At 71.2% G+C, this 25,735-nt stretch carries 19 protein-coding genes and 1 pseudogene; 9 read left to right on the top strand and 11 right to left on the bottom strand.

Features of this window, described 5'->3' with window-relative positions; translation table 11 throughout:
* Positions 1-16: 16 nt before the first annotated feature.
* A pseudogene (locus ACWGDB_RS22410) lies at positions 17-511 on the bottom strand (glycoside hydrolase family 97 C-terminal domain-containing protein); the annotation flags it as partial.
* A 4-nt stretch (positions 512-515) separates the two neighbouring features.
* Here ACWGDB_RS22410 and ACWGDB_RS22405 point away from each other — a divergent pair.
* A complete protein-coding gene (locus ACWGDB_RS22405) occupies positions 516-1,523 on the top strand; it encodes an SUKH-4 family immunity protein (protein WP_453824011.1) in 1,008 nt (335 codons plus the stop codon).
* A 20-nt stretch (positions 1,524-1,543) separates the two neighbouring features.
* On the opposite strand, the gene ACWGDB_RS22400 is transcribed toward ACWGDB_RS22405, so the two are convergent.
* From ACWGDB_RS22400 to ACWGDB_RS22390, 3 genes are all read right to left on the bottom strand, one after another.
* Positions 1,544-1,720, bottom strand: coding sequence for a hypothetical protein (locus ACWGDB_RS22400; RefSeq protein WP_453824010.1), 177 nt, complete (start codon positions 1,718-1,720; stop codon positions 1,544-1,546).
* A 64-nt stretch (positions 1,721-1,784) separates the two neighbouring features.
* On the bottom strand, positions 1,785-2,870 hold the full coding sequence (locus ACWGDB_RS22395; protein WP_453824009.1) for a sugar ABC transporter substrate-binding protein: 1,086 nt from the start codon (positions 2,868-2,870) through the stop codon (positions 1,785-1,787).
* A complete protein-coding gene (locus ACWGDB_RS22390; RefSeq protein WP_453824008.1) occupies positions 2,867-5,404 on the bottom strand; it encodes a SpoIIE family protein phosphatase in 2,538 nt (845 codons plus the stop codon). Before ACWGDB_RS22390 ends, ACWGDB_RS22395 begins: the two co-directional genes overlap by 4 nt.
* A 472-nt stretch (positions 5,405-5,876) precedes the next feature.
* Here ACWGDB_RS22390 and ACWGDB_RS22385 point away from each other — a divergent pair, with 472 nt between their 5' ends.
* The 5 genes from ACWGDB_RS22385 (at position 5,877) to ACWGDB_RS22365 (ending at position 15,251) form a co-directional block, all read left to right on the top strand.
* Positions 5,877-6,965 (top strand): sugar ABC transporter substrate-binding protein, encoded by a 1,089-nt coding sequence (locus ACWGDB_RS22385; RefSeq protein ID WP_453824007.1) that lies wholly within the window; start codon positions 5,877-5,879, stop codon positions 6,963-6,965.
* Between the two features lie 46 nt (positions 6,966-7,011).
* Positions 7,012-7,785: an ATP-binding cassette domain-containing protein gene (locus tag ACWGDB_RS22380; RefSeq protein ID WP_453824006.1), complete on the top strand. Its 774-nt coding sequence runs from the start codon at positions 7,012-7,014 to the stop codon at positions 7,783-7,785.
* Positions 7,779-9,062: a sugar ABC transporter permease gene (locus tag ACWGDB_RS22375; protein WP_453824005.1), complete on the top strand. Its 1,284-nt coding sequence runs from the start codon at positions 7,779-7,781 to the stop codon at positions 9,060-9,062. Before ACWGDB_RS22380 ends, ACWGDB_RS22375 begins: the two co-directional genes overlap by 7 nt.
* Positions 9,063-9,178: 116 nt before the next feature.
* The gene (locus ACWGDB_RS22370; RefSeq protein WP_453824004.1) at positions 9,179-9,811 is read left to right on the top strand and encodes a DedA family protein; all 633 of its coding nucleotides are present in this window, start codon (positions 9,179-9,181) and stop codon (positions 9,809-9,811) included.
* Positions 9,812-10,025: 214 nt separating this feature from the next.
* The gene (locus tag ACWGDB_RS22365) at positions 10,026-15,251 is read left to right on the top strand and encodes a family 43 glycosylhydrolase (RefSeq protein WP_453824003.1); all 5,226 of its coding nucleotides are present in this window, start codon (positions 10,026-10,028) and stop codon (positions 15,249-15,251) included.
* Between the two features lie 86 nt (positions 15,252-15,337).
* Here the strand turns inward: ACWGDB_RS22365 and ACWGDB_RS22360 are convergent, their stop codons facing one another.
* Positions 15,338-17,488 (bottom strand): LamG domain-containing protein, encoded by a 2,151-nt coding sequence (locus tag ACWGDB_RS22360; RefSeq protein ID WP_453824002.1) that lies wholly within the window; start codon positions 17,486-17,488, stop codon positions 15,338-15,340.
* A 127-nt stretch (positions 17,489-17,615) separates the two neighbouring features.
* On the opposite strand from ACWGDB_RS22360, the gene ACWGDB_RS22355 reads away from it, so the two are divergent.
* Together ACWGDB_RS22355 and ACWGDB_RS22350 are read left to right on the top strand one after the other, a co-directional pair.
* Positions 17,616-17,993, top strand: coding sequence for a DUF779 domain-containing protein (locus tag ACWGDB_RS22355; protein WP_453824001.1), 378 nt, complete (start codon positions 17,616-17,618; stop codon positions 17,991-17,993).
* Between the two features lie 75 nt (positions 17,994-18,068).
* Positions 18,069-19,304, top strand: coding sequence for a phosphodiester glycosidase family protein (locus ACWGDB_RS22350; protein WP_453824000.1), 1,236 nt, complete (start codon positions 18,069-18,071; stop codon positions 19,302-19,304).
* A 3-nt stretch (positions 19,305-19,307) separates the two neighbouring features.
* Here ACWGDB_RS22350 and ACWGDB_RS22345 read toward each other — a convergent pair whose 3' ends face one another.
* From ACWGDB_RS22345 to ACWGDB_RS22320, 6 genes are all read right to left on the bottom strand, one after another.
* Positions 19,308-19,502: a hypothetical protein gene (locus ACWGDB_RS22345; protein ID WP_328429264.1), complete on the bottom strand. Its 195-nt coding sequence runs from the start codon at positions 19,500-19,502 to the stop codon at positions 19,308-19,310.
* Between the two features lie 126 nt (positions 19,503-19,628).
* Complete coding sequence (locus ACWGDB_RS22340; RefSeq protein ID WP_453823999.1) at positions 19,629-20,495, bottom strand: phosphatidylinositol-specific phospholipase C/glycerophosphodiester phosphodiesterase family protein; 867 nt, start codon at positions 20,493-20,495, stop codon at positions 19,629-19,631.
* A 195-nt stretch (positions 20,496-20,690) separates the two neighbouring features.
* Positions 20,691-21,776, bottom strand: a complete 1,086-nt coding sequence (locus ACWGDB_RS22335) for an acyl-CoA dehydrogenase family protein (RefSeq protein WP_453823998.1) — start codon at positions 21,774-21,776, stop codon at positions 20,691-20,693.
* The gene (locus tag ACWGDB_RS22330) at positions 21,773-22,957 is read right to left on the bottom strand and encodes an acyl-CoA dehydrogenase family protein (protein WP_453823997.1); all 1,185 of its coding nucleotides are present in this window, start codon (positions 22,955-22,957) and stop codon (positions 21,773-21,775) included. The genes ACWGDB_RS22335 and ACWGDB_RS22330 overlap by 4 nt, the downstream gene beginning before the upstream one ends.
* On the bottom strand, positions 22,954-23,931 hold the full coding sequence (locus ACWGDB_RS22325; protein ID WP_453823996.1) for an NADPH:quinone oxidoreductase family protein: 978 nt from the start codon (positions 23,929-23,931) through the stop codon (positions 22,954-22,956). The genes ACWGDB_RS22330 and ACWGDB_RS22325 overlap by 4 nt, the downstream gene beginning before the upstream one ends.
* A 103-nt stretch (positions 23,932-24,034) precedes the next feature.
* Positions 24,035-24,610 (bottom strand): helix-turn-helix domain-containing protein, encoded by a 576-nt coding sequence (locus tag ACWGDB_RS22320; protein WP_328883150.1) that lies wholly within the window; start codon positions 24,608-24,610, stop codon positions 24,035-24,037.
* Positions 24,611-24,687: 77 nt separating this feature from the next.
* Between ACWGDB_RS22320 and ACWGDB_RS22315 the strand changes: the two genes are divergently transcribed.
* Positions 24,688-25,611, top strand: a complete 924-nt coding sequence (locus ACWGDB_RS22315; RefSeq protein WP_453823995.1) for an NAD(P)/FAD-dependent oxidoreductase — start codon at positions 24,688-24,690, stop codon at positions 25,609-25,611.
* Positions 25,612-25,735: the final 124 nt, after the last annotated feature.

The following is a 25,735-nucleotide window of genomic DNA, read 5'->3' as shown; positions in this document are numbered from 1 at the left end:
GTCGGATCGGCGGCGCTCACCGGTGGCAGCTGCTGATCCCCGGGCGCCATGGGCAGGCGATTCCGGCGAAGCCGCCATTGGCCACGACAGCCACGCCCAGCGTGTCGCCGCCGCGCAGTACCTGCCGGTTCCGGACGAGCCCGTCGGCACCGTCCTCGACCGTCTCGACCAGCCACCGTCCGGGGCCGATGGCCAGCGGCACCTGGGCCGTGCGGGCGGTGCCTGCGTAGATGCCGCCGAGGAACCAGCGGTCGCCGCTGCGGCGGGCCAGCACGGCCTCCTGACCGGGTCGGCCCGTGAGCAGCCGGGTGTCGTCCCAGGCCGCCGGGACCTGGTCGAAGTAGGCCCGGGCCAGGGGCCGTTCGTCGTACGACTCGGGGGTGCCCGCGAACATCTGCTGGCCCGACTCGTAGGCGACGGTGAGCCCGACCTCGGCCGCGTCGGAGTTGGGGCGCAGGCCGACGCGCTGGAAGGCGCCCGGTGTGAAGTCCATGGAGCCGATGACGTTGCGGTTCATGGCCCACCCCAGCCTGAACGGTGACTACTACCAGGTCCACCGGCGCCTGCACGAGGGCCGGGAGCTCTTCGAGGTGGCCGACCACCGCGGCCTGCTCTGGCTCGACGCGGAGACGGGCCGAAGAGTGCGGGTGCAGGACGGAGAAGCCCTGCCCGGGCCGCCCTTGTCGCGGGAGGCGCTCGACGCACCCGCGCTGTACGACTGGAACTTGAACGCACCGGCGAGCTGGGAGAGCGCGGCCGCGTTCGCCGCCGAGGACGGCAGGACCCGCTATCTCATCGAGGGAAACCATGGCATAGCCGTGCTGGAAACGGACGCGGAGGTACTGCGGGACTGGCCGCACGGTGACGGGATCGACGACACCTCGTCCGAGGAGGCCCTGCCCGGCCCGGAACCGGAGTCACGCCGTCCGACGGGCCCGCTCACCCCGGATCGGGTCGACGACGCCTTCGGGGAGCGCCATGTGCTGCGCATACCCGAGAGCGACCTCCCCCAGGGCCTCGAACATCCGGGAAGCAGGCGGCACTTGCGGGACATCGGCCTGCCCGCGTTGTGGGTGTGCCACAGCGCCACGTACGAGGCCCATCCGGCCGACGCCATGCGGCCCGCGTCCGACGGCGCCCTGTCCGAGGAGGGCCTGCCCGACGGTGTGGCCCCGGCGGACCTGATCGTCTTCGGCGCATGCGAGTACGGCGAGTTCTATCTGCACCGTCACGACGGGACGGTGCACATCTGGAGCGGACTGCAGGGCCCGAAGAAGCGGACCCTCGTGCCGCTCGCCCCGGACCTCGACGCCTTCACCCGCATCCTCGAGGCCATCTACCGCTACAGCAACGCCTGCTGGCACCCCTACCCCGTGGAAGGGAGCCAGGAGTGGGTGGCGCACCTCTTCCGGGAAGAGATGGATGAGCTTGCCCCCGGCCTGTTCGACCGTGACACGCCCAGCGGCACCACGTGGAGCCGGCTCTACGCGGGCATCACCGAGCTGGGCGTGGACGGCTTCTAGAGTGCACCGACTCTCCGCGATCACTGCGTCCTGAAGTCCTCCAGCCGTTCTCCCTCGGCCTGGGACGGCTCGGTCCTGGGGACGTCCGGGTGTTGCTGCACGGCCGTGCGCTCCGCCGGTTCGTCGCGTTCGCCCTCGGCCTGGGAAGGGGTGTGCGAGTACAGCCAGCGGTCGTATTCCGAGGCTCCGGTCTTCATGGCTGACCTCCGTTGGTCGCTCATCTCCATGCTCCGCCCGGCCCGTCGCACCGACCGGCCCTGCTCATCCGGTGAGTCCGAGCGCGGCACAGGCGGAGCGGAGCCTGGGCGTGCAGATCTGTTGGGTGGTGTAGAGGCCCCCGTCGACGAGGGTCTGTTTGACGTTGTCGGCCGTCACCGCTTTCGGAGTGAGCAGGATCGACGGGATGTCCTGGTGCGTGGGGCTGTCGGTGGTCGTCGTCGAGACCTCGTCGGCCCCCTCCCCGTTACCGAGGGCGACGGCCATCGCGGCGGCCGCGGCGGCCTCCTTCTCGAACGGCTTGTACACCGTCATGTACTGCTCGCCCGCGACGATGCGCCGCACGGCCTCGAGGTCGGCGTCCTGCCCGGTGATCGGGGGAGGCTTACGGACACCGGCCTTCTTGAAGGCGGAGACGACACCCGCGGCGATGGCGTCGTTGGCCGCGAGGACACCGTCGATGCGGTTCGCCCCCAGGGCGGAGATGGCGGCGGTCATGTTGGCGTGGGCGTTCTCCGGGCTCCAGCCCACCGTGTCGTACGACCTGGCGATCTCGGCCTTGCCCGCGATGACGGACATCGCGCCCTTGCGGAACCAGGCCGCGTTGGCGCTGCTCGGATCGCCGTTCATCATCACGACGGTTCTTCCGTTGCCCCTCTCCCGCATGGCCTTGAGGATCGCCTCGCCCTGCAGCTTGCCGACCTGATCGCCGTCGAAGCTGACGAAGCCGGAGATCGGGCCCTCGGCGAGCCGGTCGTACGCGACGACCGGGACACCCGCCCGGCGCGCCTCCTGGATCGAGGAGCGCAGCGCCTTGCTGTCGGCGGGATCGAGGATCATTACCTCGACCCCCTTGGTGATCATGGAGTTCATCTGTTCCCGCTGCCGCGCCGCGTCGTTCTCGGCGTTGGCGTACACCATGGTGCAGTCGGCGCACAGCTGTCTGAGGTGCTGCTGGATCAGCGGCTTGTCGGACTGCTCCCAGCGGGGTGTGACCCGGTTCGGGAGGAGCAGGCCGACCGTGAAGCTGTCCCCGCCGGCCGCCTCGTCATCTCCGCCGCAGGCGGCCAGCGGCACCGCCAGCAGTCCCGCGACGAGCGCCGCGACGAGGTGCTGCGTACGGGTCCTCATGGGAGCTCGCCTCGTTCCGTCGAGAGGCTCGAGTCGGTGGGAGCGGGCCCGCGCCGTGGCACGGTGATCTCGCTCCACACCTGCTTCCCGCCGGCCACCGGCACCGAGCCGAAGGAGTCCGACACCGCTTCGACGAGGAGCAGGCCCCGGCCGCCGGTCGCCTCCCAGTCCACGATCACCGGCTTGGCGGGCGCCCGCGGCGAGGCATCGCTCACGCTGACCCGTACCCGGTCGCCGCGCAGCACCAGATCGAGGGTGACCGATCCCTGGGTGTGCACCAGGGCGTTGGTGACCAGTTCGGACACGACGAGCAGCACCGCGTCGGCGGCTTCCTGGACGTGCCACTTGCGCAGGGTGCGCGCGGTGAAGCGGCGGGCGTGCATGACCGCGTCGGGCAGCCGCCACACCACCCAGCTGGACCGGATCGGCCGGGTCCGCATGCCGTCGTAGCGCAGCAGCAACAGCGCCACGTCGTCCTCACGCCGACCGATGTCACCGAGCAGCGCGTCGGCCATCCGTGCCGGGTCCGCCGGGTCGGCCGCGGCGAGGGCGCTGCGCGTCCGCTCCATGCCGACGTCCAGGGGCAGATCGGCCGCCTCGACCAGGCCGTCGGTGACCAGCGCGAGCACCGAGCCCGGGGTCAGTGCGACCGCGGTCATGGGGAAGTCCGCCTCGGCGAGGATCCCCAGCGGCGGCCCGCCCTCGACCTGCACCTCCTCGCTGCGACCGTCGGGGTGGCGCAGCAGCGGTGACAGGTGCCCGGCCCGCACGAACAGGGTGTTGCCCTCATCCATGTCCAGTTCGACATAGCAGCAGGTGGCGAACAGGTCGGTCTCCATGCCGACCAGGAGGCGGTTGGCATGGGAGACGACCACGTCGGGCGGGTGGCCCTCCACGGCGTACGCCCTGACCGCCGTACGCATCTGGCCCATGATCGTCGCGGCGGCGGCGCTGTGCCCCTGCACATCGCCGATGACCAGTGCCACCCGGTCCTGGGACAGGGCGATGACGTCGTACCAGTCACCGCCCACCTGGAGCCCGCGCCTGGCGGGCAGGTAGCGGGCGACGGCCGTTCCGCCGGGCAGTTCGGGCAGCCGCCGGGGCAGCAGGCTGCGCTGCAACATGGTCGCGAGTTCCTGCTCGGCGTCGTAGGCGTGGGCCCGTTTGAGGGCCTGCCCGATCAACGCCGCGGTGGCGGTCAGCAGGGACCGCTCCTCGGGGATGAACTCGTGCGGCTGGTCCCAGCCGACCAGGCACACCCCGGTGACCCGGCCCTTCGCCGGGAGCGGCAGGACGGCCAGGCCGCCGGCGCCGATGCCCGCGAGTCCGGGTTCGAGGGCCGTGCCCGCGGGCCACAGGTCCATCCGGCCGTCCTGCAGGGCCATCTGCAGGGTGGGCAGGGCGCTGACCGGCGCGTCGGGCCACTCGGAACGCCACTGGGCCCGCCACAGGTCTGGCCAGGCGTCGGGCTGCGGCGGATCGAGCAGCGACACGACGAGCCGGTCCTCGCGCACATCGGCGAGCGCCACCCGGTCGGCGCCGAGGGGCTCACGCAGCGCGGTGACCGCGACCCGGCCGACGTCGCGGACCGTCGCGGCGTCGTCGAGTGCGGCGGTCAGCCACTGGATCCGGGAGACGTCGTCGGCGCTGCGGCTCTTGACCGAGGTGGCCGTCACCACGCCCAGCACCTGCTCCGGGCGGTCGTCGGTGTGCGGTACGACCCGGCAGATCAGGCTCAGCCAGCGCATCTCGCCGGTGGGGCAGCGGACCCGGAACTCCAGTTCCCGCCGGCCGGGCGTCTGGGCGGACGGCTCCAGGACCGACATCAGCGCGGGCATGTCCTCGGGGAGGGCGTGTGCGAGGAGGGTGTCCGCCTTGCCGCCGAAGTCGTCCGCGGTCGTGCCGACCAGTTCGAGCAGGGTCCCGTCCGCCTCGATCAGCCCGGTGTCCGGCTCCAGCACGAAGGAGCCGACGCGCAGGCTCCGCAGGGCACGGCTCGGCAGGCCCGAGGCCTCGGGCCTGCCGGACTCGGCCTGCAGGAGACCCGCGAGCGCGTCGGCGTACCGCTCCAGGAAGCGCTGTTGCCCGGCGTCGAAGCCGTCCGCGGAGGCCCCCACGACCACCAGGCAGCCCAGCCGGATGCCTTCCCTCTCCAGCGGCAGCGCACCGAGCGACGCCGTCCTCGCTCGCGGCGGAGTGGGGGCGCCCACCGGGTAGGAGGCGAGAGCCGCGGCGTTCAGCCACAGCGGACGGTCGGTGCGGAAGGCGTATGCGGCGGCCGATCCGCCGGACAGGGCGAGCCGCTCCGGCAGCCGGTACTCGGGAGTGCCGCCACCGGCTGACTCCAGCAGCTGAAGTTCGCCGTGGCCGGCATTGGGCACGTAGACGGCCGCCAGCGCCGCTCCGGCGAACGTCAGGGCCCGGTCGCTCGTGGCGGCCTGCTGCCCCGTCGGCGGTGAACCGGTGTCTGCGGTGCCGACCTCGGATGCCCCCGGGGCCGAAACTCCGGTCCGGGCACGGCCGTCATGAGGCATGTCCGCAACCAACCTCCCGTCCGTGCCGGAGGTGCCGGAGGAGATCGGGGCACCTCCCGCCGCCCCGGTCGCTCCCCCACCAGAATCGCATACATGGATGAGCCGGACATATCTGCCTTATTTACCCCCTGTCATCCTCATTGCTGCCGTCCTCTTCACGCTCTCGCTGCGTTCGCAGATCACCTCGGCCGGTGTCAGACTGACGATTGAGAAGGCCAGGTGTCGCCATGCTCGACGAGGATGCCGCCGGTGCAGGACCGGCCGGGTTGAGCCACCGCCGCGCCGGGGTGGGCGAAGGCGCGCCGCACTGGCCCCACGCCTTGGCCCCCGTGGACCCGCACCCCCGACCCGGCGGTGCACGCGCACCGCTCCCTCCACACCCGCCACGCAGGCCGAACCCCGGACACCCGTTGACGGCCTGTCACGGGCGCCGCCTCGCCACGCAAGGTGAAGCACAAGGGAGATCTCTCGCATGAAGGCCCGCATACGGGACGCGGTGGTCGCCATGACCGCCGTGTCCACGGCCGTCGCCCTCGCGGCCTGCGGGGCGGACGGCGGGAGCGACGCCACCGAGAGCAGCGAGCCGGTGATCGGTGTGCTCCTGCCGGACGCCACCACGGCCCGTTGGGAGACCCAGGACAAACCCCTGCTGACCAAGGAGATCAAGAAGCGCTGCGCCGAGTGCGAGGTCGACATGACCAACGCAAAGGGCGATGTGGCCCGGCAGCAGGAGCAGATGAACTCGATGATCACCAAGGGAGTCGATGCCATCCTTCTCGTGCCGCTGGACTCCAGGTCGCTCGCCGCCTCGGTCCGGAAGGCGGATGAGGCAGGTATCCCCGTCATCGCGTACGACCGTCTCCCCGAGGGCCCGATCTCGGGTCACGTCTCCTTCGACGGCGAGGAGGTCGGCAGGCTCCAGGGCAGAGCCCTGCTGACGGCCATGGGCGACGAGGTCCCCGGCGCCCAGATCGTCATGATGAACGGCGATCCCATCGACCCCAACGCGGTGTTGTTCAGGAAGGGCGCGTTGGACGTGCTCATGGGGAAGGTGAGGATCGGCAAGTCGTACGACACCCTCCAGTGGCGGCCCGAGACCGCCAACCTGAACATGTCCGGCGCCATCTCCGCCCTCGGCGTCGGCAACATCCAGGGGGTGTACGCCGCCAACGACGGCCTCGCCTCCGGCAGCATCTCCGCCCTCAAGGCGAACAAGGTGGAACCGCTGCCCCCGGTCACCGGGCAGGACGCCGAACTCGGAGCCGTGCGGCGCATCGTCGGCGGCGATCAGTACATGACCGTCTACAAGCCCTTCGAGCCCGAGGCCGCCGCCGGCGCCGCCATGGCCGTGGCCGCGGCACGCGGGGAGAACCTCGACCGGGTGGCCAAGGACGAGGTGACGACGCGCGGTGGGGGGACGGTCCCCGCGGTCATGCTCACCCCCATATCCGTCACCGCCGACAACATCAAGGACACCTTGGTGAAGGACGGGGTGTACTCGGTCCAGCAGATCTGCACCCCGCAGCTCGGCGCCGCATGCGAGGCGGTCGGGCTGACCTGACCACCGGTTCGCCCTCGGCCGCACCCACGGGAAGGAGATCGTCTCCGTGTCTGCTCCCCCACTGCTGGCGTTGCACGGTGTGTGCAAGCGCTACGGCGCCGTCGAGGTCCTCGAGGACATCGACCTGGAGATCCACGCCGGCCAGGTCGTCGCCCTCCTCGGCGACAACGGGGCCGGCAAGTCCACTCTGATCAAGGTGATCTCCGGAGTCACCCCCGCGGACAGGGGCGTCATCGAGTGGGAGGGCCGTACGGTCCACATCAGGCGCCCCAAGGACGCCCGGGACCTCGGCATCGCCACCGTCTTCCAGGACCTCGCGCTGTGCGGGAACCTCGACGTCGTCGGCAACCTGTTCCTCGGGCGGGAGATCCGCAGGTTCGGGTTCCTTGACGAGATGGAGATGGAGCGCCGCACCTTCCAGCTGCTGGAGCGGCTGACCAGGGGCGTCCCCGAGCTGCGTGCCCCCGTCGTGTCCCTGTCCAGCGGTCAGCGGCAGACGGTCGCCATCGCCCGCTCGCTCCTGGGCGATCCACGGCTTCTCCTGCTGGACGAACCGACCGCGGCCCTGGGACTCCAGCAGACCACCGAGGTCATGGACCTCGTCGACCAGCTGCGCGACCGCGGCCTCGGTGTCCTTCTCATCAGCCACAACATGGGCGACGTCAAGGCGCTGGCGGACCGGGCGGCGGTCCTGCGGCTCGGCCGCAACAACGGCTTCTTCGACGTGAACACGGCGTCCCAGGAGCAGATCATCTCCTCCATCACCGGGGCGACGGAGAACGCGCCCCACCGGCAGGCCCACCAGGAGGCGGGATGGTGAAAGGGACGCGCGACATGGCGGACAGCCCTCAGGCCGAACCCGCCGCACCCGCCACCGAGGCCCGTCAGGCCCACCGCGGGCAGACCGCCGCCCGTGCCATCGAGAACTGGATGGCCTTCTCGCGGCGCAAGCTGAGGGCCGGAGAGCTGGGCTCGGTACCGGTCGTCGTCGTGCTCGCCGTCGTGTGGATCACCTTCCAGGCCCTCAACGCGAACTTCCTCTCCCCCCGGAACCTGTCCAATCTCAGCGTGGACATCGTGGGCACGGGCCTCATCGCGGTCGGCATCGTCTTCGTGCTGCTGCTCGGGGAGCTCGACCTGTCCGTCGGCTCGATCAGCGGGCTCGCGGCGGCCATCTTCGCCGTGCTGAACGTGAACAACGGCATGCCCGAATGGCTCGCCCTCGTCATCGCGGTCCTCGCCGGGATGGCCGCGGGAACCGTGCAGGGCTACTCCTTCGCCAGAACCCGGGTACCGGCGTTCGTCGTCACGCTCGCGGGGCTGCTCACCTGGAACGGCCTCATGCTCTACATCCTGGGCACCAGCGGCACGATCAACCTCGACGAGAACGGGCTGGTCGCCAAGCTGACCAGCTACTACTTCACCGATGACGCCGTCGCCTACGGCATCGCGGCGGTCGCCGTGGGCCTCGTCTTCCTCGTGTCCTACCAGGACAGACGACGCCGCGTGGCCGCCCGGATGCCGCACCGCTCGCTGCAGGTCATCGCGGTACGTGCCGGAGGCCTCGCGGTGATCGCGTTCGCCGCCGCGTATCTGCTCAACCGCTTCCAGGGTCTGCCGCTCGCCCTGCTGATCTTCCTGGTGGTGGTGGCCGGCCTCGACATCGTCCTGCGCCGCACCCACTACGGACGGCAGGTCTACGCCCTCGGTGGCGGGGTCGAGGCGGCCCGTCGCGCCAGCCTCCGCGTGACGCGGGTGCAGACGGCGGTGCTCGCGGTCTCGGGCACCATGGCCGCGATCGGCGGCCTGTTCCTGGCCTCGCGCATCACCTCGGTGAGCCAGAGTTCGGGCTCGGGAGTGCTGCTGCTCAACGCCATCGCGGCGGCCGTCATCGGCGGCACCAGCCTGTTCGGCGGCCGTGGCTCCACCTGGTCCGCGGTGCTCGGCATGCTCGTCATCCAGTCGATCGCCTCGGGCATGGCGATCACGGACACCCCCGCCGCCGTCCAGTTCATGATCACGGGTGGGGTGCTCTTCGCCGCCGTGGTCATCGACGCACTCTCGCGACGGTCGCAAGAGGCGCATGGGCGCGCCTGACCCCGCCCAGGGGTCCGCGCTGTCGCGGAGGGAACCGCCCTGCGCAAAGGCGCCAATGTCCCGTCCACGGGATGCTGGACGGGGGCGAGCGACGAGGACGCCGGGAGGTGAGGGCGATGTGGGCCGTCAACCCGATGGACGGCGACTCCGTGCTGGCGACCTTCGGCGCCCTCGGGGTCCTCGCGGTGATCTTCGCGGAGTCGGGTCTGCTGGTGGTCGGCTTCTTCCTGCCCGGCGACACACTGCTGATCCCGGCGGGCGTGCTGTGCGCGGCGACCGCCGACCAGCCGGCGGGCCTGGTGCTGTGGCAGGTGCTGCTGTGCGCGGCGGTCGGCGCCGTGGCCGGGGGCCAGGTCGGCTATCTGCTCGGGCGGCACGGCGGGCGGGCGTTCCTGGCGCGCACGTCGAAACGGCGCGTGCGGGAGACGGCGGAGCGGGCGGAGAAACTCCTGGCCCGGTATGGCTACGGAAAGGCCCTGGTGATCGGCCGTTTCATCCCGATGGTGCGGACCGTCCTGCACCCGGCGGCCGGTGCGCTCGGTGTACCCGTGCGGACCTTCACCGTCTGGCAGATCGTCGGCGGCCTGCTCTGGTCGCAGAGTCTCGTCCTCGCCGGATACCTCCTAGGGGCCTCCGTCCCCGACATCGACGACTACCTGCTGCCGATGGTCGCCTTCGTCGTCGTGATCTCCCTGCTGCCCCTGGTGCCCCTGCTGACCGAGGCCCGCCGGACGCGGCGCGATCGCTGACCGGCCACCGCTCGACCGAAGCTCAGCCCCAACACGCCCCCGTTACCCGCCCTCTGCCCCCGCGCGAATCCTTCGTTCGACCAGTCGGACATTGTTCGAAAACTCTTGACGCTGCACCACGCGCCGATTGACACTCTCGCAACACGACGTCACACAGCCGAAACGGCAGGGTGCCCATGGCCGCGGCCCCGCCATGCCTCAGCAGGGAATCCACATGCCGTACATCGCACGCGTCCGTGTCCGCGCGAGACGTCTGGCGGGCCAACTCGCCGGGCTGACCGCGGCGTCACTGTTGCTGGGTCTCGCCGCACCCACCCTTCCCGCGCAGGCGGCCGAGACGGCCGAGGCGACGGAGATCACCGACGGTCTCGCCCTCTGGTACAAGCTCGACGCCACCTCCGGCAGCACGGTGACCGACGCCTCCGGCAACGGCCGCACCGGCACGGTCAGCGGCGCCGCCGACTGGTCGGGCACCGGTCAGGGTCTCGCCTTCAACGGCTCGGACACCTACCTCAAGGTGCCGAACGACGTCATGAAGGGCATGGCCGCGATCACCGTCTCGCTGGACGTGCAGATCGACTCCGCGCAGAGCACGCCGTACTTCCTCTACGGCTTCGGCAACTCGAGCGGCGGCAGCGGGAACGGCTACCTGTTCACCACCGGCAACTCCTTGCGGACGTCCGTCGCGACCGGCAACTGGTCGACGGAGCAGACCACCCGGCCCGCCGACTCGCACAATCTGACCCGCTCGGTGTGGAAGCACGTCACCTACACCCAGACCGGTGGCACCGGCGTGCTGTACGAGGACGGCGTCGAGGTCGGCCGCAACACCTCGGTCACCCTCACCCCGGGCGCCATCGGCTCCGGCACCACCACCGCCAACTACATCGGCAAGTCGGTCTACTCCGACGACAAGCTCTTCAAGGGCCGGATCCGCGACTTCCGCGTCTACGACCGCGCCCTCGCCGGCTCCGAGGTCGAGCAACTCGCCCTCCCCGTCGCCACGCAGGGCGTCGCCGACGACAAGGCCGCGCTGAGCCTCGGTGACACCGACGCCGTCACGGCCGACCTCGATCTGCCGAGGACCGGCACGGCCGGCGGCTCCGCGATCAGCTGGGCCAGCGACAATCCCGGCGTCGTGTCCGGCTCCGGCGCGGTGACCCGCCCCGCCGCCGGTGAGCCGGCCGCCCGCGCCACGCTGACCGCGACCCTGAAGAAGGGCACCGTGACCGACACCAGGACCTTCGACGTCACGGTGCTCCCCGCCTTCGACGACCGGACCTCCGCCGAGCAGGCCGCCGAGGCCCTCACCGTCCGCAACCTCGACGACGTACGCGGCAACCTCACCCTCCCGGCGACCGGTTCCTACGGCACCGACGTCACCTGGTCCTCCGCGAAGCCGGACGTCGTCTCCGCCGACGGCCTGGTCCACCGCCCCGCACACGGCTCCGGCGACACCACCGTCGCGCTCACCGCCACCGTCACCAAGGGCGGGGCGAAGGCGACCCGCACGTTCACCGCGACCGTGCCCGAGCTGCCGAAGCAGGAAGCCCTCAAGGGCTACATGTTCAGCTACTTCACCGGCGAGGGCACAGCCGACGGCGAGCAGCTCTACACCGCCCTCAGCAAGGGCAACGACCCCTTGCACTGGCGGGAGTTGAACGACGGCAAGCCCGTCCTGACGTCCACGCTCGGCGAGAAGGGCCTGCGCGACCCGTTCATCATCCGCTCCCCCGAGGGCGACAAGTTCTACCAGATCGCCACCGACCTCAGGATCTACGGCAACGGCGACTGGGACGCCGCCCAGCGCACCGGCAGCAGGTCCATCATGGTGTGGGAGTCCACCGACCTCGTCCACTGGACGAACCAGCGCCTCGTCAAGGTCTCACCGGACAGCGCGGGCAACACCTGGGCGCCGGAGGCGTTCTACGACGCGCAACGCGGTGAGTACGTCGTCTTCTGGGCGTCGAAGCTGTACGACAACGAATCGCACTCCGGCGACACCTACAACCGCATGATGTACGCGACCACCCGCGACTTCTACTCCTTCAGCGAGCCCAGGGTCTGGATCGACCGCGGCTACTCCGTCATCGACTCCACGGTGATCCGGCACGACGGGACGTACTTCCGTCTCTCCAAGGACGAGCGGAACAACTCCTCCTCGACCCCCAACAGCAAGTTCATCTTCGAGGAGAAGAGCGACTCGCTCCTGAACCCGTCCTGGGACGCCGTCGCCGAGGGCATCGGCAAGGGTGCGATGAACGCGGCCGAGGGGCCACTGGTGTTCAAGTCGAACACCGAGGACAAGTGGTACGCCTTCCTCGACGAGTTCGGCGGTCGCGGCTACATCCCCTTCGAGACGACCGACCTCGCCTCCGGCACCTGGACCCCGGCCACCGGCTACGACCTCCCGGCCAAGCCCCGCCACGGCACGGTGCTCCCGGTCACCCAGGGCGAGTACGACCGTCTGCTGCGCGCCTACCAGCCGGACCAGCTCGTCGAGAGCGTCGAAGCCGTGAAGGTGAGCACCAGAACCGGGCGAGCGCCTGTCCTGCCCGCCACCGTCATCGCCGGCCACGCCGACGGTGTCGAGCGTCCCGTCTCCGTCAGCTGGGAGGACGTCCCGGAGTCGAAGTACGCGCAGGCCGGCACCTTCAAGGTGACGGGCAGCCTGCCGGACGGCGCCGCACTCCCGGTCCGCGCCGAGGTCACGGTGTCCGAGGAGGGCCCGGACGCCCCGGCCGACCTGCTCCTGCGCTACGACTTCGACGAGACCGGCGGCAACATCGCCCGTGACTCCAGTGGCCGCGGCCACCACGGCACCTACGTCCGTACGCCCGACTTCGGCACAGGCGTGCACGGCGGCTCGTTCAAGATGTCCGGCGGGTCGAGCAGTTCGACCACGTCGCCGTACGTCCGCATCCCCAACGGTGTGCTGAAGGGCGCCGACAGCGTCACCGTCTCGACGTACGCCAAGTGGAAGGGCGGCGACAACTTCCAGTGGCTGTTCGGCCTCGGGCCCGACAGCGACAGGTACCTCTTCGCCACGCCCTCCAACGGCGGCTCCAGCCTCTACTCGGCGATCACCAAGGCGAGTTGGTCGGCGGAGTCGAAGCTGACGGCGGTCTCGCAGCTCACGCCGGGCGAGTGGCGGCACGTCACCGTCACCCTCGACGGCCCGACCGGCACGCTGGTCCTGTACGTGGACGGCATCGAGGCGGCCCGCACGACGACCACCGTCAAGCCGTCCGAGCTGTACGACGCGAACAAGGACCACGGCGGCTACATCGGCAGGTCCCTGTACGCGGCCGACCCGTACTTCGGCGGCGAGGTCGACGACTTCCGCGTCTACGACCGGGCCCTCACCGCCACGCAGGTCATGGAGCTCAGCGGCAACACCGCTGGCATCGCGAAGGTGACGGCCCCGGCGCTGAAGGTCGACGCGCTCGTCGACAACTCCGGCAGCAGGATCACGCTGCCGATGAAGGAGGGCACCGATCTCACCGCCCTCGCCCCGGAGTTCACCCTGGCCAACGGAGCGGCGATCAGCCCCGCCTCCGGCAGCGTCCAGGACTTCAGCAAGCCGGTGACGTACGAGGTGACAGGCTCCGACGGCAAGAAGCGCACCTGGTCGGTGTCGGCGCTCGTCATGAGAAGCCCGGTGCTGCCCGGTCTCAACGCCGACCCGAACATCGTCCGCTTCGGCGACACCTTCTACCTGTACCCGACGACCGACGGCTTCGAGGGCTGGAGCGGTACGCAGTTCAAGGCGTACTCCTCCACCGACCTGGTCCACTGGAAGGACCACGGCGTCATCCTCGACCTCGGCCCGGACGTCTCCTGGGCGGACAGCAGGGCCTGGGCGCCGACGATCGCCGAGAAGAACGGGAAGTACTACTTCTACTACTGCGCCGACGCCAACATCGGTGTCGCGGTGTCCGACTCGCCGACGGGACCGTTCAAGGACACGCTGGGCCGGCCGCTGCTCAAGGCGGGCGACCACAGGGGCCAGATGATCGACCCGGCCGTGTTCACGGACGACGACGGCCGGTCGTATCTCTACTGGGGCAACGGCCGCGCGTACGTCGCGCCGCTCAACGACGACATGACTTCCATCGACACCTCGAAGGTCACGGACATCACGCCGAGCGGCTACAACGAGGGCGCCTTCGTCATCAAGCGCGACGGCACCTACCACTTCATGTGGTCGGAGAACGACACCCGCGACGAGAACTACCGCGTCGCCTACGCCACCGGCCCCTCGCCCACCGGCCCGTGGACCAAGCACGGCGTGATCCTGGAGAAGGACCTCTCCCTCGGCATCAAGGGCCCCGGCCACCACTCGGTCGTACACGTCCCGAACACCGACGACTGGTACATCGCCTATCACCGCTTCGCGATCCCCGGCGGTGACGGTACGCACCGCGAAACGACCCTCGACAAGCTGGAGTTCGACGCCGACGGCCTGATCGAGAAGGTCGTGCCCACCCTGACCGGCATCGACCCGGTGACCGTCGTCCACGCCGGTCCGGACAGCAGCGGCAAGGAGGGCGACGCCATCGCGCTGCACGGCTCGGTCTCCGGCGCGGCCGCCCCGAAGTGGGCGGTGGCTGCGGGAGCCCCATGCACGGTCGCCGACGCCACCGCCGCCCGGACCACGCTCACCTGCTCGGACGACGGCACCTACAAGGTGACCCTGACAGGCGGCCGCGGCAGCGACACCGCCACCGTGACCGTGGCCAACGCGGCCCCGGCGATCACCTCGACGACCGGTCCCTCCTCCGCCGTGCAGACCGGCAAGCGGACCGTCGTGACCGCCGCCTTCGACGACCCGGGCGCCCGGGACACCCACACCTGCACCGTCGACTGGAAGGACGGCACCCGCCCGACGACCGGCACGGTCGCCGGCACCACCTGCCGGGCCCGGCACACCTACGCCGAGGCCGGCATCCACCGCCCGGTGATCACGGTCATCGACGACGACGGCGGGACGGACAGCACCACCCTGCCCGAGCTGATCGCCTACGACCGCACCGCGGGCCCCGCCCTCGGCACCGGCGTGATCGCCTCCCCGACCGGCGCCTACCCGGCCGAGCCGACCCTGACCGGCAAGGCGGCCTTCTCCTTCGCCGCCGCCTACGCCCACCCGAAGGGCACCACGGCCCCCACCGGCAAGGCCGGCTTCGACTTCGGCCCGGCGAAGCTGAAGTTCCGCTCCACCGCCTCCGACTGGCTCGTGATCACCGGCGGCCAGGCGGTCTACCAGGGCTCCGGCACCGTCAACGGCGACAGCGGCTACGCCTTCCGCATCACCGCCACCGACGGCCCGGACACCTTCCGCATCCGGATCTGGAAGAAGTCCACCGGCGACGTCCGCTACGACAACACCACCGCCACGAAGCCCCCGGGCTTCATCACCGTGGGCACCGGTCGCCGCTAGCCCATGCCGGCACCATGACTGCCTGTGCGCCCTGAGCCGATGCCGAGATTTCGGCCTGGCTCAGGGCGCACCCCTGCAGTGAGCTCTCAGCAGAGGCAGGGATCGGTGCCCCAGCCCAGACCGCCGATGTCGCTGTCCCTCAAGGCCCCGGCGTAGGCCTGCACCTCGTCGACGTCGCCGTGCAGGTACTCGCCCCAGCCGTCACCGGCCTTGGCCCGGCCGATCTGCAGTGCGCCGGAGCTGGGCAGGCCATTGGGGAGGGTGGCAGTGGCGTCGGCGTTGGTGTAGCCGTCGAGGTAGAGCTTGATCCGGTCGGTGGCGTCGTCGTAGACGACGGCCAGCCGGTGCCCCTGGCCCTCGCCGCCGTCCGCGGACTCGATCTGCGAGACCACGACCTCGGGCGCGCCGGCCTCGTCCTTCACCGGCATCAGCAGCTGCCAGGCATGGACCGCCGGGTCGTAGCGCACCTTGAAGGCGTCCGTGTGCTCACCGGCCTGCGACAGCACGGTCATCGGCGCGGCAGGTTCGGCGTCGGCGAGGCGGACGACCACTCCGACGGTGAAGCTGTCCGAGGTGTCCACGACGGCACTCCCGGTGGTCGCGTGACCGGTCGCCCCGTCCAGCTGGAGGTGGCCGTCACCGACGAGCGGGTAGGGCACGAAGGGGCAGTCCGGGTCGAGGTCGGGGATGCAGGAGCCGTCCGGGCCGCGGTGGATCGAGGCTCCCGGGCCGAGCGTCAGCGGCGCCTTGCCGTTCTGCTCGGGACTCGCGCCGTCCGTGGCGGTCTCCAGCGACCAGTGGCCGAGCAACGTCGGCTTGCGGTAGGCCAGTTCGGTGACCTCGGTGGGAACGACCACCCGGTCGTAGGCGCGGACGTCGCCGACGGCGCCGTGCCAGCGGTTCCCGTAGCCGCCGCCCTTGCGGGAGCGGCCGATCTGGAAGGCACCCGCCGTCCGGTCCGGTGTCGCCTCGGCGGGCGTGCCGACCTCGTTGCCGTTGACGTAGAGCCGCGCCTTGCCGGTCTCCTTGTCGTACAGGCCCAGCAGGTGGGCCCACTCGCCGGTCTCCGGGGCGCCGCCGGTGATCCGGGTGCCGCCGATGGTGAAGGACCACTGCGGGCCCTCGTGCCGGGTGCGCAGCCCCAGGGTGAAGGCCGCGTGCGCCCCCGCGTCCTGGCCGGCCACGGTCATGTTCCGGTCCGTCCGCGCGGGGCGCGCCCAGGCGCTGACGGCGAAGGTCTTAGCGGTGTCGACCGCCGGGGCGTCCGGGGTGAGGAAGGCGTGCCTGCCGCCGTCGAGGCTCGCCACGGAAGCAAGCGAGGTTCCGCGCGGCGCGGTCGTGCCGAAGGTCACCCCGGAGCCGGCGTCGGCGGCCGGGCCGGCCTCGGCAGCGGCCGTGGTGGAGCCCGCCGGGTCCGTCAGGTTCCAGTGGGCGACCGGGGCGCGGCCCGCCTTGATCCGGATCCAGTACGTGGTCGTCGTACTGCTGCGCCCGGCACGGTCGATCGCGCGGACGCTGAGGTAGTCCGTGCCGGACCTCATCGGGAGGTGCCGGATGGTGACGGGGCCGCCGAGCGCGTCGGGGCAGGCGGTCAGTTGCGGGCCGCCGATGAAGCTGTAGACGTACTGCGTGACATCGTCCGACGGCGAGTCGATGGTGAAGCTGCCGTAGACGCCGACGCCGTCCTGGATCTGCTCCTCCGGATAGTCGGTGGACGTGACGACGGCCTTCTCCGGGCTGGTGTCGTCGTACACGAACTGGCAGACCGAGCCGGCGCCTTCGGAACTCCACGCGGAGATAGCGGTGCCGTCGTCGGCGCGCACGTGCCAGGAGACGACCGTGTTCGCCGGAATGTCGTCCGGCAGCCGCCAACGCTGGGGTGAGTCGGACAGCGTCTCCGACGTGGTGTGGGTGCGGCGCTGTTCCACGCCCTCGGCGTCGGTCCACCACGCCTCGAACTCGCCCTTGACCATGTTGGCCTCGGCCGGGTGGTTGTCCTCCTCCGGGTCGTACAGCACCGCCTCCAGCGTCGGCGGCGCCCCGACGTACGCCTTCTGCTCCCCCGCGGCGCACGCCTTCGTACCGGTCTGCAGATCCTGGACCAGCGGCTGACGCGGCGGCAGGTTCTCGGCGGCGTGGGCGACTCCGGGCGCGGTCAGGACGACCGCGGTGACGAGGCCCCCCACCGCGATGCGGCCGGGTCTGTGCCGACTCCCGCTGCTTCTGGCACTGTTCAAGTCTTTTCCTCCCCTGGTGAGCCCGTTGATCACACGGGCCGCAGGAGGCTAACAGCGCCCACTGACATGGACAGAACCATTATTGGTGCAACCCTCTCGCAACGTTCCCCGTGCTCCCCTTGCTCCCATGGATGAGGAGACCCCGCCGTACGACGAGACCCCCCGCGTCGAACTCACTCCCGCGGCCGCCGACCTGCTGCGCCGGCTCCGGGCGACGCACGGCCCGCTGATGTTCCACCAGTCCGGCGGCTGCTGCGACGGCAGCGCGCCGATGTGCTACCCGGAGGGCGAGTTCCGTACCGGCGGCTCGGACGTGCTGCTCGCGGAGCTGCATGTCGAGGGGGTCGAGGAGCCGGTGACCTTCTGGATGGCGCGCAGTCAGTACGAGGCGTGGAGCCACACCCGGCTGATCGTCGATGTCGTGGAGGGCAGGGGCAGCGGTTTCTCCCTGGAGGCACCCGAGGGGGTACGTTTCCTCACCCGTTCTCGCGTCGTCGGCGCCTAGAAACCCCGCAGCCCATCGCCGTCTGGTGCACTTCCCCTGAGTCCTGCCACATTTGACGAGACATCAGGGGGCACTGTGACGCGTCGTCAGAAACGGTTCGGAACCGCCGGAGCGGCCCTCACGCTGCTCACGGCACTCAGCGCGCTGGCCGGTACGGCCCTGGTGGGGGCGGCACCGGCCGGCGCCGCGCAGGGCACTCCGGTCGCGCCGGGTGTCTCGTACGACGAGTTCGACATCGCGGCGGCGAAGGGCACGGCGCACGCCCATGTCCTCACCGTCGACCTGCGCAACCCGCGCGTGCGCCTCGATCTGCTGCATCCGGGGGCGGTGGCGGCCCGGGCGACCATCTCCGAGCAGGCCACCGCGCAGGGCGCCGTCGCGGGCGTGAACGGCGACTTCTTCAACATCAGCGAGGCCCAGCACCCCGGCGTCCAGGCGACCGGCGCGAGTGTGGGACCGGCCATCGCGCGCGGCACGGCGCTGAAGGGCGCGGTGCCGAACGGCCAGCGCTTCGGGCCCGCGCTGCCGCCCGGCACGAGCACCGAGGACGTGTTCGGCCTGGGCGTCGACCGCCGGGCCCGCCTCGACGGCCTGAGCCTCGACGGCTCCATCCGCACGCCCGAGGGCCGGCTGCCGCTGCGCGGGTTCAACCAGTACGCCCTGCCGGTGGGGTCCATCGGGGCGTTCACCGCCAAGTGGGGCAGCGTCTCCCGGGTGCGTGCCACCTGCGGGACGGACACGGACCGGGCGGCTCCGTGCAGCGCGGACACCTACGAGGTGACGGTCCGCCGGGGCCGTGTCGTGTCCACCGCCGACACGCCCGGCAGCGGGCCGATCGCGCCGGACACGACCGTGCTCGTGGGCCGCGAGGCGGGCGCGCAGCAGCTGCGGAAGTTCTTCGCGGGCGAGCGCGTGACGGTACGGCACCGGCTGGTGGCAGCCAAGTCGCGGGTTCCGTTCCGCTTCGCGCTCGGCGGCTATCCGGTCCTGGACGACGGACAGCCCCTGCCCGGCCTCGACAACCGGGCCTCGGCCGTGCGCACGGCTGTGGGCATCGCGGACAACGGCCGGCGCCTGCTGCTGCTCGCGCTGGACGGCGCTCCCGAGTACCGCACCGGTCTGACCATCGCGGAGGTGGCCTCCGTCATGCGGGATCTGGGCTCGGCCGACGCCTTCAGTCTGGACGGCGGCGGCTCGTCGACGCTGGTCGCCCGCACGCCGGGAGCGGGGACGGTCTCGGTACGGAACCACCCGTCCGACGGTGTGGAACGCCCTGTCCCCAACGGCATCGGAGTCTTCTCGGCTCGCTGACCGTTACGGTCTGAGGCCACTGACGATGTCCGCCGTGGCCGTCAGACCGCTGTTGATGGTGGGCGCCATGCTCGTGCTGGCCAGGTAGAAGCCGAGCAGCAGGCACACCAGCGCATGGGTGATCTTCAGTCCGCCGTTGCGGACGAAGATCACCGCCAGGATGAACAGCAACAACACCACCGAGATGGAAATGGCCATCGTCAACCTCCTCCGCCACGCCGCCTTGTCAAGGTTCGCGGCGTTCGGCCGCAAGTGTGGCGTAGCGGAGGGTTCGTCCGGGCGGCTGACCTGTCCTCCGAACGTGTGGTGTTCCCGCGCGGCGTTCTAGGAGGTCCGCTGCCGGGCGTCGAGGAAGGCCTCCAGGCCGGCGAGGTCGTCGGTGTTGAGGAAGTCGACGCCGGCGGCCAGCAGTTCGCCCCACAGCGCGTCCCGGGCCGGGCCGGCCACGTCCGGGGTGGCCCAGAACCGCACCTTCTGCCCGCGGGAGTGCGCCGCCCGGACGATGCCGCGCAGCTTCTGCCGCTCGGCGTCCGGGAAGACGCCGACGCCCAGCCAGGTGAAGTTGAGCGTCCAGTTGTCGCTGATGAGCGAGATGAAGGAGGCCGGCGCCGGGCTGCCGAGGTCGGCGAGGCGACCGTCGTAGAAGGCGCGGCGGACGGTCTGGGCCTCCATCGGCGTACGGGCGGCACGGTCCCCGGAGATCACCGCGGTGACCGCCCCGGGGAGGACCCGGCCGTGGGCGTACGTCGTGAACAGGTGCTTGTAGCGCTTGAGGTGCTTGTCGAGTTCGAGGTACGTCGACGCGCCCTCGGTCTTGATGTCGATGAGCAGTTGGATCGGCTTGCGGTATCCGCGGTGGACCGAGCCGTGGTTGGCCCGCACGCGGGCGGCCAGCGGGTCGAGGTAGAGGGACTCCAGTGTGCGCCCGGGGTCGAGGTCCTCGGGGTCGTGGGCGACGAGGAGCTGGTCGCCGACCAGGTAGATGTCGGCTTCGAGGCTGCCGAAGCGGTGGTCGAGGGCGTCCAGGAGGGGACGCGGGTGCTCGTAGTCGTTGTGGGCGTGGGCGCGCCACAAGGGGCGTGGGCCGTGCTTCTGTTCGCCGGCCGACGCATCGGTGGCGGGCAGGGCGATCGCGCCCGCGAGGGCGGCGCCGAGGGTGGTGAGGGCTCTGCGACGAGTGGTGAGGGCCATGTGCTCTGCCTCCCTGACAGGGGCGTTCCAGGCGTTGGGAACCGCTGCGAGTATGCGATTCCGAAGGCCCAAACAGCAGAGCTGGGCGGCGAGTTGGCCGGACTGCCGCCCTGCGTTCACTTCACCGGTGCAGCGCACACGAAAAAGCCCGCCCCAGGTCGGGCGGGCTTTTCGCGGGGTTCGCTCAGATGGACGTCAGGGAGCCTGCAGGTCGACGAGTTCGGCCAGGGCCGCACGGTGGGCGCCTGCCGTGCCGTAGGCGATGGAGTCGGCCTTGGCGCGCTTCAGGTACAGGTGGACCGGGTGCTCCCAGGTCATGCCGATTCCGGCGTGCAGTTGCAGCGCCTCCTCGGCGGCGTGCACGGCGACGGGCGCCGCGTAGGCCTGGGCGACGGCCACCGCCACGTCGACGTCGTTCCCCGTCGCGAGCGCGTCGGCGGCGCCCCGGGCGGCGGCACGGACGTTGACGACCTCCAGCCACAGCTGGGCGAGCCGGTGCTTGAGCGCCTGGAAGCCGCCGACGGGCCGGTTGAACTGCTTGCGGTCCTTCAGATAGCGGACCGTCTCGGTCAACGTCCATTCGGCGAGCCCGAACTGCTCGGAGGCGAGCAGCCCGGCTCCGGCGCGCAGGGCGCGGCCCACGGCGGGTTCGGCGGCCCCCAGCAGCCGGCCGGGCGCCCCGTCCAGGCGCACCGTGGCCACCGGGCGGGTCAGGTCCAGGGACACCTGCGGGGTGACGGTCACGGCCTCGGAGTCGACCGCGTACAGCCCACCGTCGTCCGCGGGCACGAGCAGCACGTCCGCGACGGCCGCGTCCGCGATGCCGGTCAGCTCCCCGTGCAGGGCGCCGCCCTCATGCCGTACGACCTTGTGGGCGCCGCCCGGAGCCACGTTCAGTGCCACGGCGAGCGCGCCGATCCGCCGCCCGGACGCCAGCTCGGCCAGCAGACCCGCGTCGGTCTCGCAGCCGAGCAGGGCCTCGGTGGCCACGACGGCGCTGGTCAGGAACGGCACGGGCGCGACCGCGCGCCCCAACTCCTCCAGTACGACGGCGACTTCGCGGTGGGTGGCACCCTGGCCGCCCTGCTCCTCCGGGACCAGGAGCCCGGCCAGGCCCATCCCGTCCGCGAGGGCCTTCCAGGCCGCGAGGTCGTGCGGGGCGTCCGACTCGGTGCGCGCGATGACGCCGGGCGCGTCGCAGTGATCGGCGAGCAGGTCCCGTACGGCGGCGCGCAGCGCCTCTTCCTCCTCCGAGTACAACAGGTCGCTCTGCGTCTTCATCGGGTCAGGTCCTTCCAAGCGACGTCCTTGTCGGTGCGCGGCTCGGACGGCAGGCCCAGGACGCGTTCGGCGACGATGTTCAGCAGGACCTCGCTGGTCCCGCCCTCGATGCTGTTGCCCTTGGAGCGGAGGTAGCGGTACCCGGCGTCGCGGCCGGTGAAGTCCACGAGCTCCGGGCGGCGCAAGGTCCAGTCGTCGTACAACAGGCCCTCCTCGCCGCGCAGTTCGACCTCCAGGCCGCTGATCTCCTGGTTGAGGCGGGCGAAGGCGAGCTTCATGCCGGCGCCCTCGGGGCCGGGCTGGCCCGCGACGAGCTGCTGGCGCAGCCGCTCCGCGGCGAGGCGGGAGACCTCGGACTCCACCCACAGCTTCAGCAGCCGCTGGTGCAGGTCGTGGGTGCGCAGCTCGGGCCGCTCGCGCCAGGTCCCGGCGATCGGGCCGATCATGCCGCCCTCGCGGGGCAGCCGCATGCCGCCGATCGCGACCCGCTCGTTGTTCAGTGTGGTCTGCGCGACCCGCCAGCCGTCGCCGACCTCGCCGAGGCGACGTGAGTCCGGGATGCGGACGTCGGTGAGGAAGACTTCGTTGAACTCGGCCTCACCGGTGATCTGCCGCAGCGGCCGGACCTCGACACCGGGGTCGGTCATGTCGCAGAGGAAGTAGGTGATGCCCGCGTGCTTGGGCACGTCCGGGTCGGTGCGGGCGATGAGGATGGCCCAGCGGGCGATGTGGGCGCTGGACGTCCAGACCTTCTGCCCGTTGACGACCCAGTCCTCGCCCTCGCGGACGGCACGGGTCCGGAGCGCGGCGAGGTCGGATCCGGCGCCGGGCTCGCTGAAGAGCTGGCACCAGACCTCCTCACCCGTCCACAGGGGCCGCAGATACTGCTGCTTCTGCTCCTCGGTGCCGTACTTCAGGATCGTCGGCGCGGCCATGCCCAGCCCGATCCCGATGCGCCGCGGGTCGTTGTCGGGGGCGCCCGCGGCCTCCAGCTCGGCGTCGACGACGGCTTGGAGGGAGCGGGGCGCGCCGAGTCCGCCGAGGCCCTCCGGGTAGTGCACCCACGCCAGACCCGCGTCGAAGCGGGCGCGCAGGAAGTCCAGACGGTCGGTGCCGGTGGGCGGATGGGCGTCCAGCAACTCGCCTGTGCAGCGCCGGAGTTCGGCTGCGTCGATCGTCATGCGGCGGCTCCGTTCTCCAGCGACGGCACGACGGCGATACGGCCCGTGGTGACTCCGTCGGCGACCTTCTGGACGGCGACCGCGGCCCCGCTGAGCGGCACCCGCTCACTCACCAGCGGCTTGATCGCGCCCCGTGCGGCCAGCTCGGTGAGCTGTTCGTGGCAGTGCTGGATCAGCTTCGGGTTCTTGGTGTTGTACAGGCCCCAGTGCAGACCGAGGATCGAGTAGTTCTTCACCAGGGCGTGGTTGAGCGCCGGGCTGGGGATCGTGCCGCTCGCGAAGCCGACGACCACGATCCGGCCCTCGAAGGCGACGACCTTGGCGGACTGGGCGTACGCCTCGCCTCCGACGGGGTCGTAGATGACGTCGGCGCCTCGGCCGCCGGTGGCCTCCTTCACGGCGCCGATGACGTCCTCGGCACGCCGGTCGATGACGACGTCACAGCCCAGCTCACGGGCGACGGCCGCCTTGTCCGCACCGCCCACGACACCGATGACCCTCGCCCCGGCCGCCTTGCCGAGCTGCACGGCCGCGCTGCCGACCCCTCCAGCGGCAGCGTGGACGAGCAGCGTCTCACCGGCTTCCAGGCCGGCCCGGCGGTGCAGGCCGAACCAGCCGGTCTGGTAGCCGATGTGCAGGGCGGCGGCCTCGGCGTCGTCGAGCGCCTCGGGCGCGGGCAGGACGGCGACGGCGTCCGCGACGGCGTACTCGGCGAAACCGCCGTACGGCAGCGCGGGGTTGGCCAGGACACGGCGCCCGTCCTCGGTCTCGCCGCAGATCTCCACGCCCGGCGTGAAGGGCAGCGGCGGCCGGACCTGGTAGTGGCCCCGGCACAGCAGGGCGTCCGGGAAGTTGATGTTCGCGGCACGCACCTTCAGCAGGATCTGGCCGTCACCGGGCGCGGGCGTCCCGACGTCCTCGAGCCGCATCACCTCGCTCGGCTCGCCGTTCTCGTGCACTTGCCATGCCTGCATGCGGTGCCTCCACGGGGGACTGCTTCGTCTGACCGGGGTCGCTTCGCATACTAAGCGGTCGCTTGCCGATCAGGGAACAGTCATGTGGGCACAGTCATGTGCGTCACGACTTCTTGGGCCGCGCCCGCACATGCATCCGCTCTCCCTGCGGCCCGAACAGACTGAGGAACTCCACCGGCCCCTCCCCCGTCGACCCGAACCAGTGCGGCACCCGCGTGTCGAACTCGGCGGCCTCGCCCGCCGTGAGCACCACGTCGTGCTCGCCGAGCACCAGCCGCAGTCTGCCCGACAGGACGTACAGCCACTCGTAGCCCTCGTGCGTGCGCGGCTCCGGTTCGAGCCTGCGCTGCGGTTCGAGCACCTTGAAGGCCTGGAGGCCGCCGGGCTGGCGGGTGAGCGGCCAGTGCTTGCGGCCGTACTGCTCGATCGGTTTGGTGGCGCGCACCCGCGGATCGCCGACGACGGGGTTGCCGACCAGCTCGTCCAGCGGCACCTGGTGCGCCCGCGCGATCGGCAGCAGCAGTTCCAGGCTGGGTTTGCGCAGGCCGGACTCCAGCCGGGAGAGCGTGCTCACCGAGATGCCGGTCACCTCGGACAGCGAGGCGAGGCTCACCTCGCGCTCCTTGCGCATCTGCCGCAGCCTGGGACCCACGCCCGCGAGAACTTCATCGGTACTCATGCCGGTATTGCAGTTTCGGCAAACTTGTTTGTCAATCCCGCGCCCTCCGAGGCACGGTCCGGGTGGAGGTGGTCACCATGACCGAAACGTACGAAGTGATCGTCGTCGGAGGCGGTGCGGCGGGCCTCTCGGCCGCCCTCGTCCTGGGCCGGGCCCGCCGCCGCACCCTGGTCGTCGACGCGGGCGAGCCCCGCAACGCGCCCGCCGCGCACATGCAGGGCTATCTGACCCGGGACGGCATGTCCCCCGCCGAGTTCCTGGCGGTCGGCCGCGAGGAGATCGCCCGGTACGGCGTGGAGCTCGTCCGGGACCGGGCCGTGGACGTCAGGCGCGGCGAGGACTTCACGGTCGACCTGGCGAGCGGCCGCAGCGTCCGCTCCCGGCGGCTCGTCGTCGCCACCGGCCTCAAGGACGAGCTGCCGGATGTCCCCGGCGTCGCCGAGCGGTTCGGCAAGGATGTGCTGCACTGCCCGTACTGCCACGGCTGGGAGGTCCGTGACCAGGCCTTCGGTGTGCTGGCGACCACCGCACAGAGCGTGCACCAGGCGCTGATGGTGTCGCAGTGGTCGAAGGACGTGACCTTCTTCCTGCACGAGGTCGCCGAGTCGGACCTCGCGGACGACGACCGGCGCAGGCTCGCGGCGGCGGGCGTGCAGGTGGTGCCCGGCGAGGTGGCCGGGCTGGTGATCGAGGACGACCGGCTCACGGGCGTGCGCCTGGCCGACGGCACGGTGCACACGCGCGAGGTCGTGTTCACCGCGCCGCGCGCCGTCCCGCAAACGGATCTGCTGGTGCAACTGGGCGCCGAGCTGACCGAGACCCCCTTCGGCGCGTACCCCGTGGTCGACGGGACGGGCCTGACGACCGTCCCCGGTGTCTGGGCGGTCGGCAACGCGATGGGCTTCGCCGAACAGGTCGTGAACGCGGCGGCGGGCGGCTACCGGGCAGGGGCCTTCATCAACGGGGAGCTGCTCATGGCGGACCTCGACGAGACCCTCTAGGGGCCCGGGGCCGTATCGACATGCGGCTTCACCGCGTGGGCGCGACCAGCCACAACGCACCCGCAGACGAAACGCAACCCATGCGTCGGGGTGTGAACCGGCGGAGCCCGTCGCACGATGGCTG

This window comes from Streptomyces sp. NPDC055013, from assembly GCF_053608645.1.
The sequence above is the reverse complement of the archived record's forward strand: the minus strand, read 5'-3'. Positions and strand labels throughout refer to the sequence as shown.

Excerpts from the sequence above, each read along its gene's own strand:
- ACWGDB_RS22345 (WP_328429264.1), bottom strand. The coding sequence starts at position 19,502 with ATGGCCATTTCCATCTCGGTGGTGTTGTTGCTGTTCATCCTGGCGGTG.
- ACWGDB_RS22320 (WP_328883150.1), bottom strand. The coding sequence starts at position 24,610 with ATGAGTACCGATGAAGTTCTCGCGGGCGTGGGTCCCAGGCTGCGGCAG.
- ACWGDB_RS22400 (WP_453824010.1), bottom strand. The coding sequence starts at position 1,720 with ATGAAGACCGGAGCCTCGGAATACGACCGCTGGCTGTACTCGCACACC.
- ACWGDB_RS22355 (WP_453824001.1), top strand. The coding sequence starts at position 17,616 with ATGGATGAGGAGACCCCGCCGTACGACGAGACCCCCCGCGTCGAACTC.
- ACWGDB_RS22405 (WP_453824011.1), top strand. The coding sequence starts at position 516 with ATGGCCCACCCCAGCCTGAACGGTGACTACTACCAGGTCCACCGGCGC.
- ACWGDB_RS22325 (WP_453823996.1), bottom strand. The coding sequence starts at position 23,931 with ATGCAGGCATGGCAAGTGCACGAGAACGGCGAGCCGAGCGAGGTGATG.
- ACWGDB_RS22395 (WP_453824009.1), bottom strand. The coding sequence starts at position 2,870 with ATGAGGACCCGTACGCAGCACCTCGTCGCGGCGCTCGTCGCGGGACTG.
- ACWGDB_RS22385 (WP_453824007.1), top strand. The coding sequence starts at position 5,877 with ATGAAGGCCCGCATACGGGACGCGGTGGTCGCCATGACCGCCGTGTCC.
- ACWGDB_RS22315 (WP_453823995.1), top strand. The coding sequence starts at position 24,688 with ATGACCGAAACGTACGAAGTGATCGTCGTCGGAGGCGGTGCGGCGGGC.
- ACWGDB_RS22340 (WP_453823999.1), bottom strand. The coding sequence starts at position 20,495 with ATGGCCCTCACCACTCGTCGCAGAGCCCTCACCACCCTCGGCGCCGCC.
- ACWGDB_RS22370 (WP_453824004.1), top strand. The coding sequence starts at position 9,179 with ATGTGGGCCGTCAACCCGATGGACGGCGACTCCGTGCTGGCGACCTTC.
- ACWGDB_RS22330 (WP_453823997.1), bottom strand. The coding sequence starts at position 22,957 with ATGACGATCGACGCAGCCGAACTCCGGCGCTGCACAGGCGAGTTGCTG.
- ACWGDB_RS22390 (WP_453824008.1), bottom strand. The coding sequence starts at position 5,404 with ATGCCTCATGACGGCCGTGCCCGGACCGGAGTTTCGGCCCCGGGGGCA.
- ACWGDB_RS22365 (WP_453824003.1), top strand. The coding sequence starts at position 10,026 with ATGCCGTACATCGCACGCGTCCGTGTCCGCGCGAGACGTCTGGCGGGC.
- ACWGDB_RS22375 (WP_453824005.1), top strand. The coding sequence starts at position 7,779 with ATGGTGAAAGGGACGCGCGACATGGCGGACAGCCCTCAGGCCGAACCC.
- ACWGDB_RS22335 (WP_453823998.1), bottom strand. The coding sequence starts at position 21,776 with ATGAAGACGCAGAGCGACCTGTTGTACTCGGAGGAGGAAGAGGCGCTG.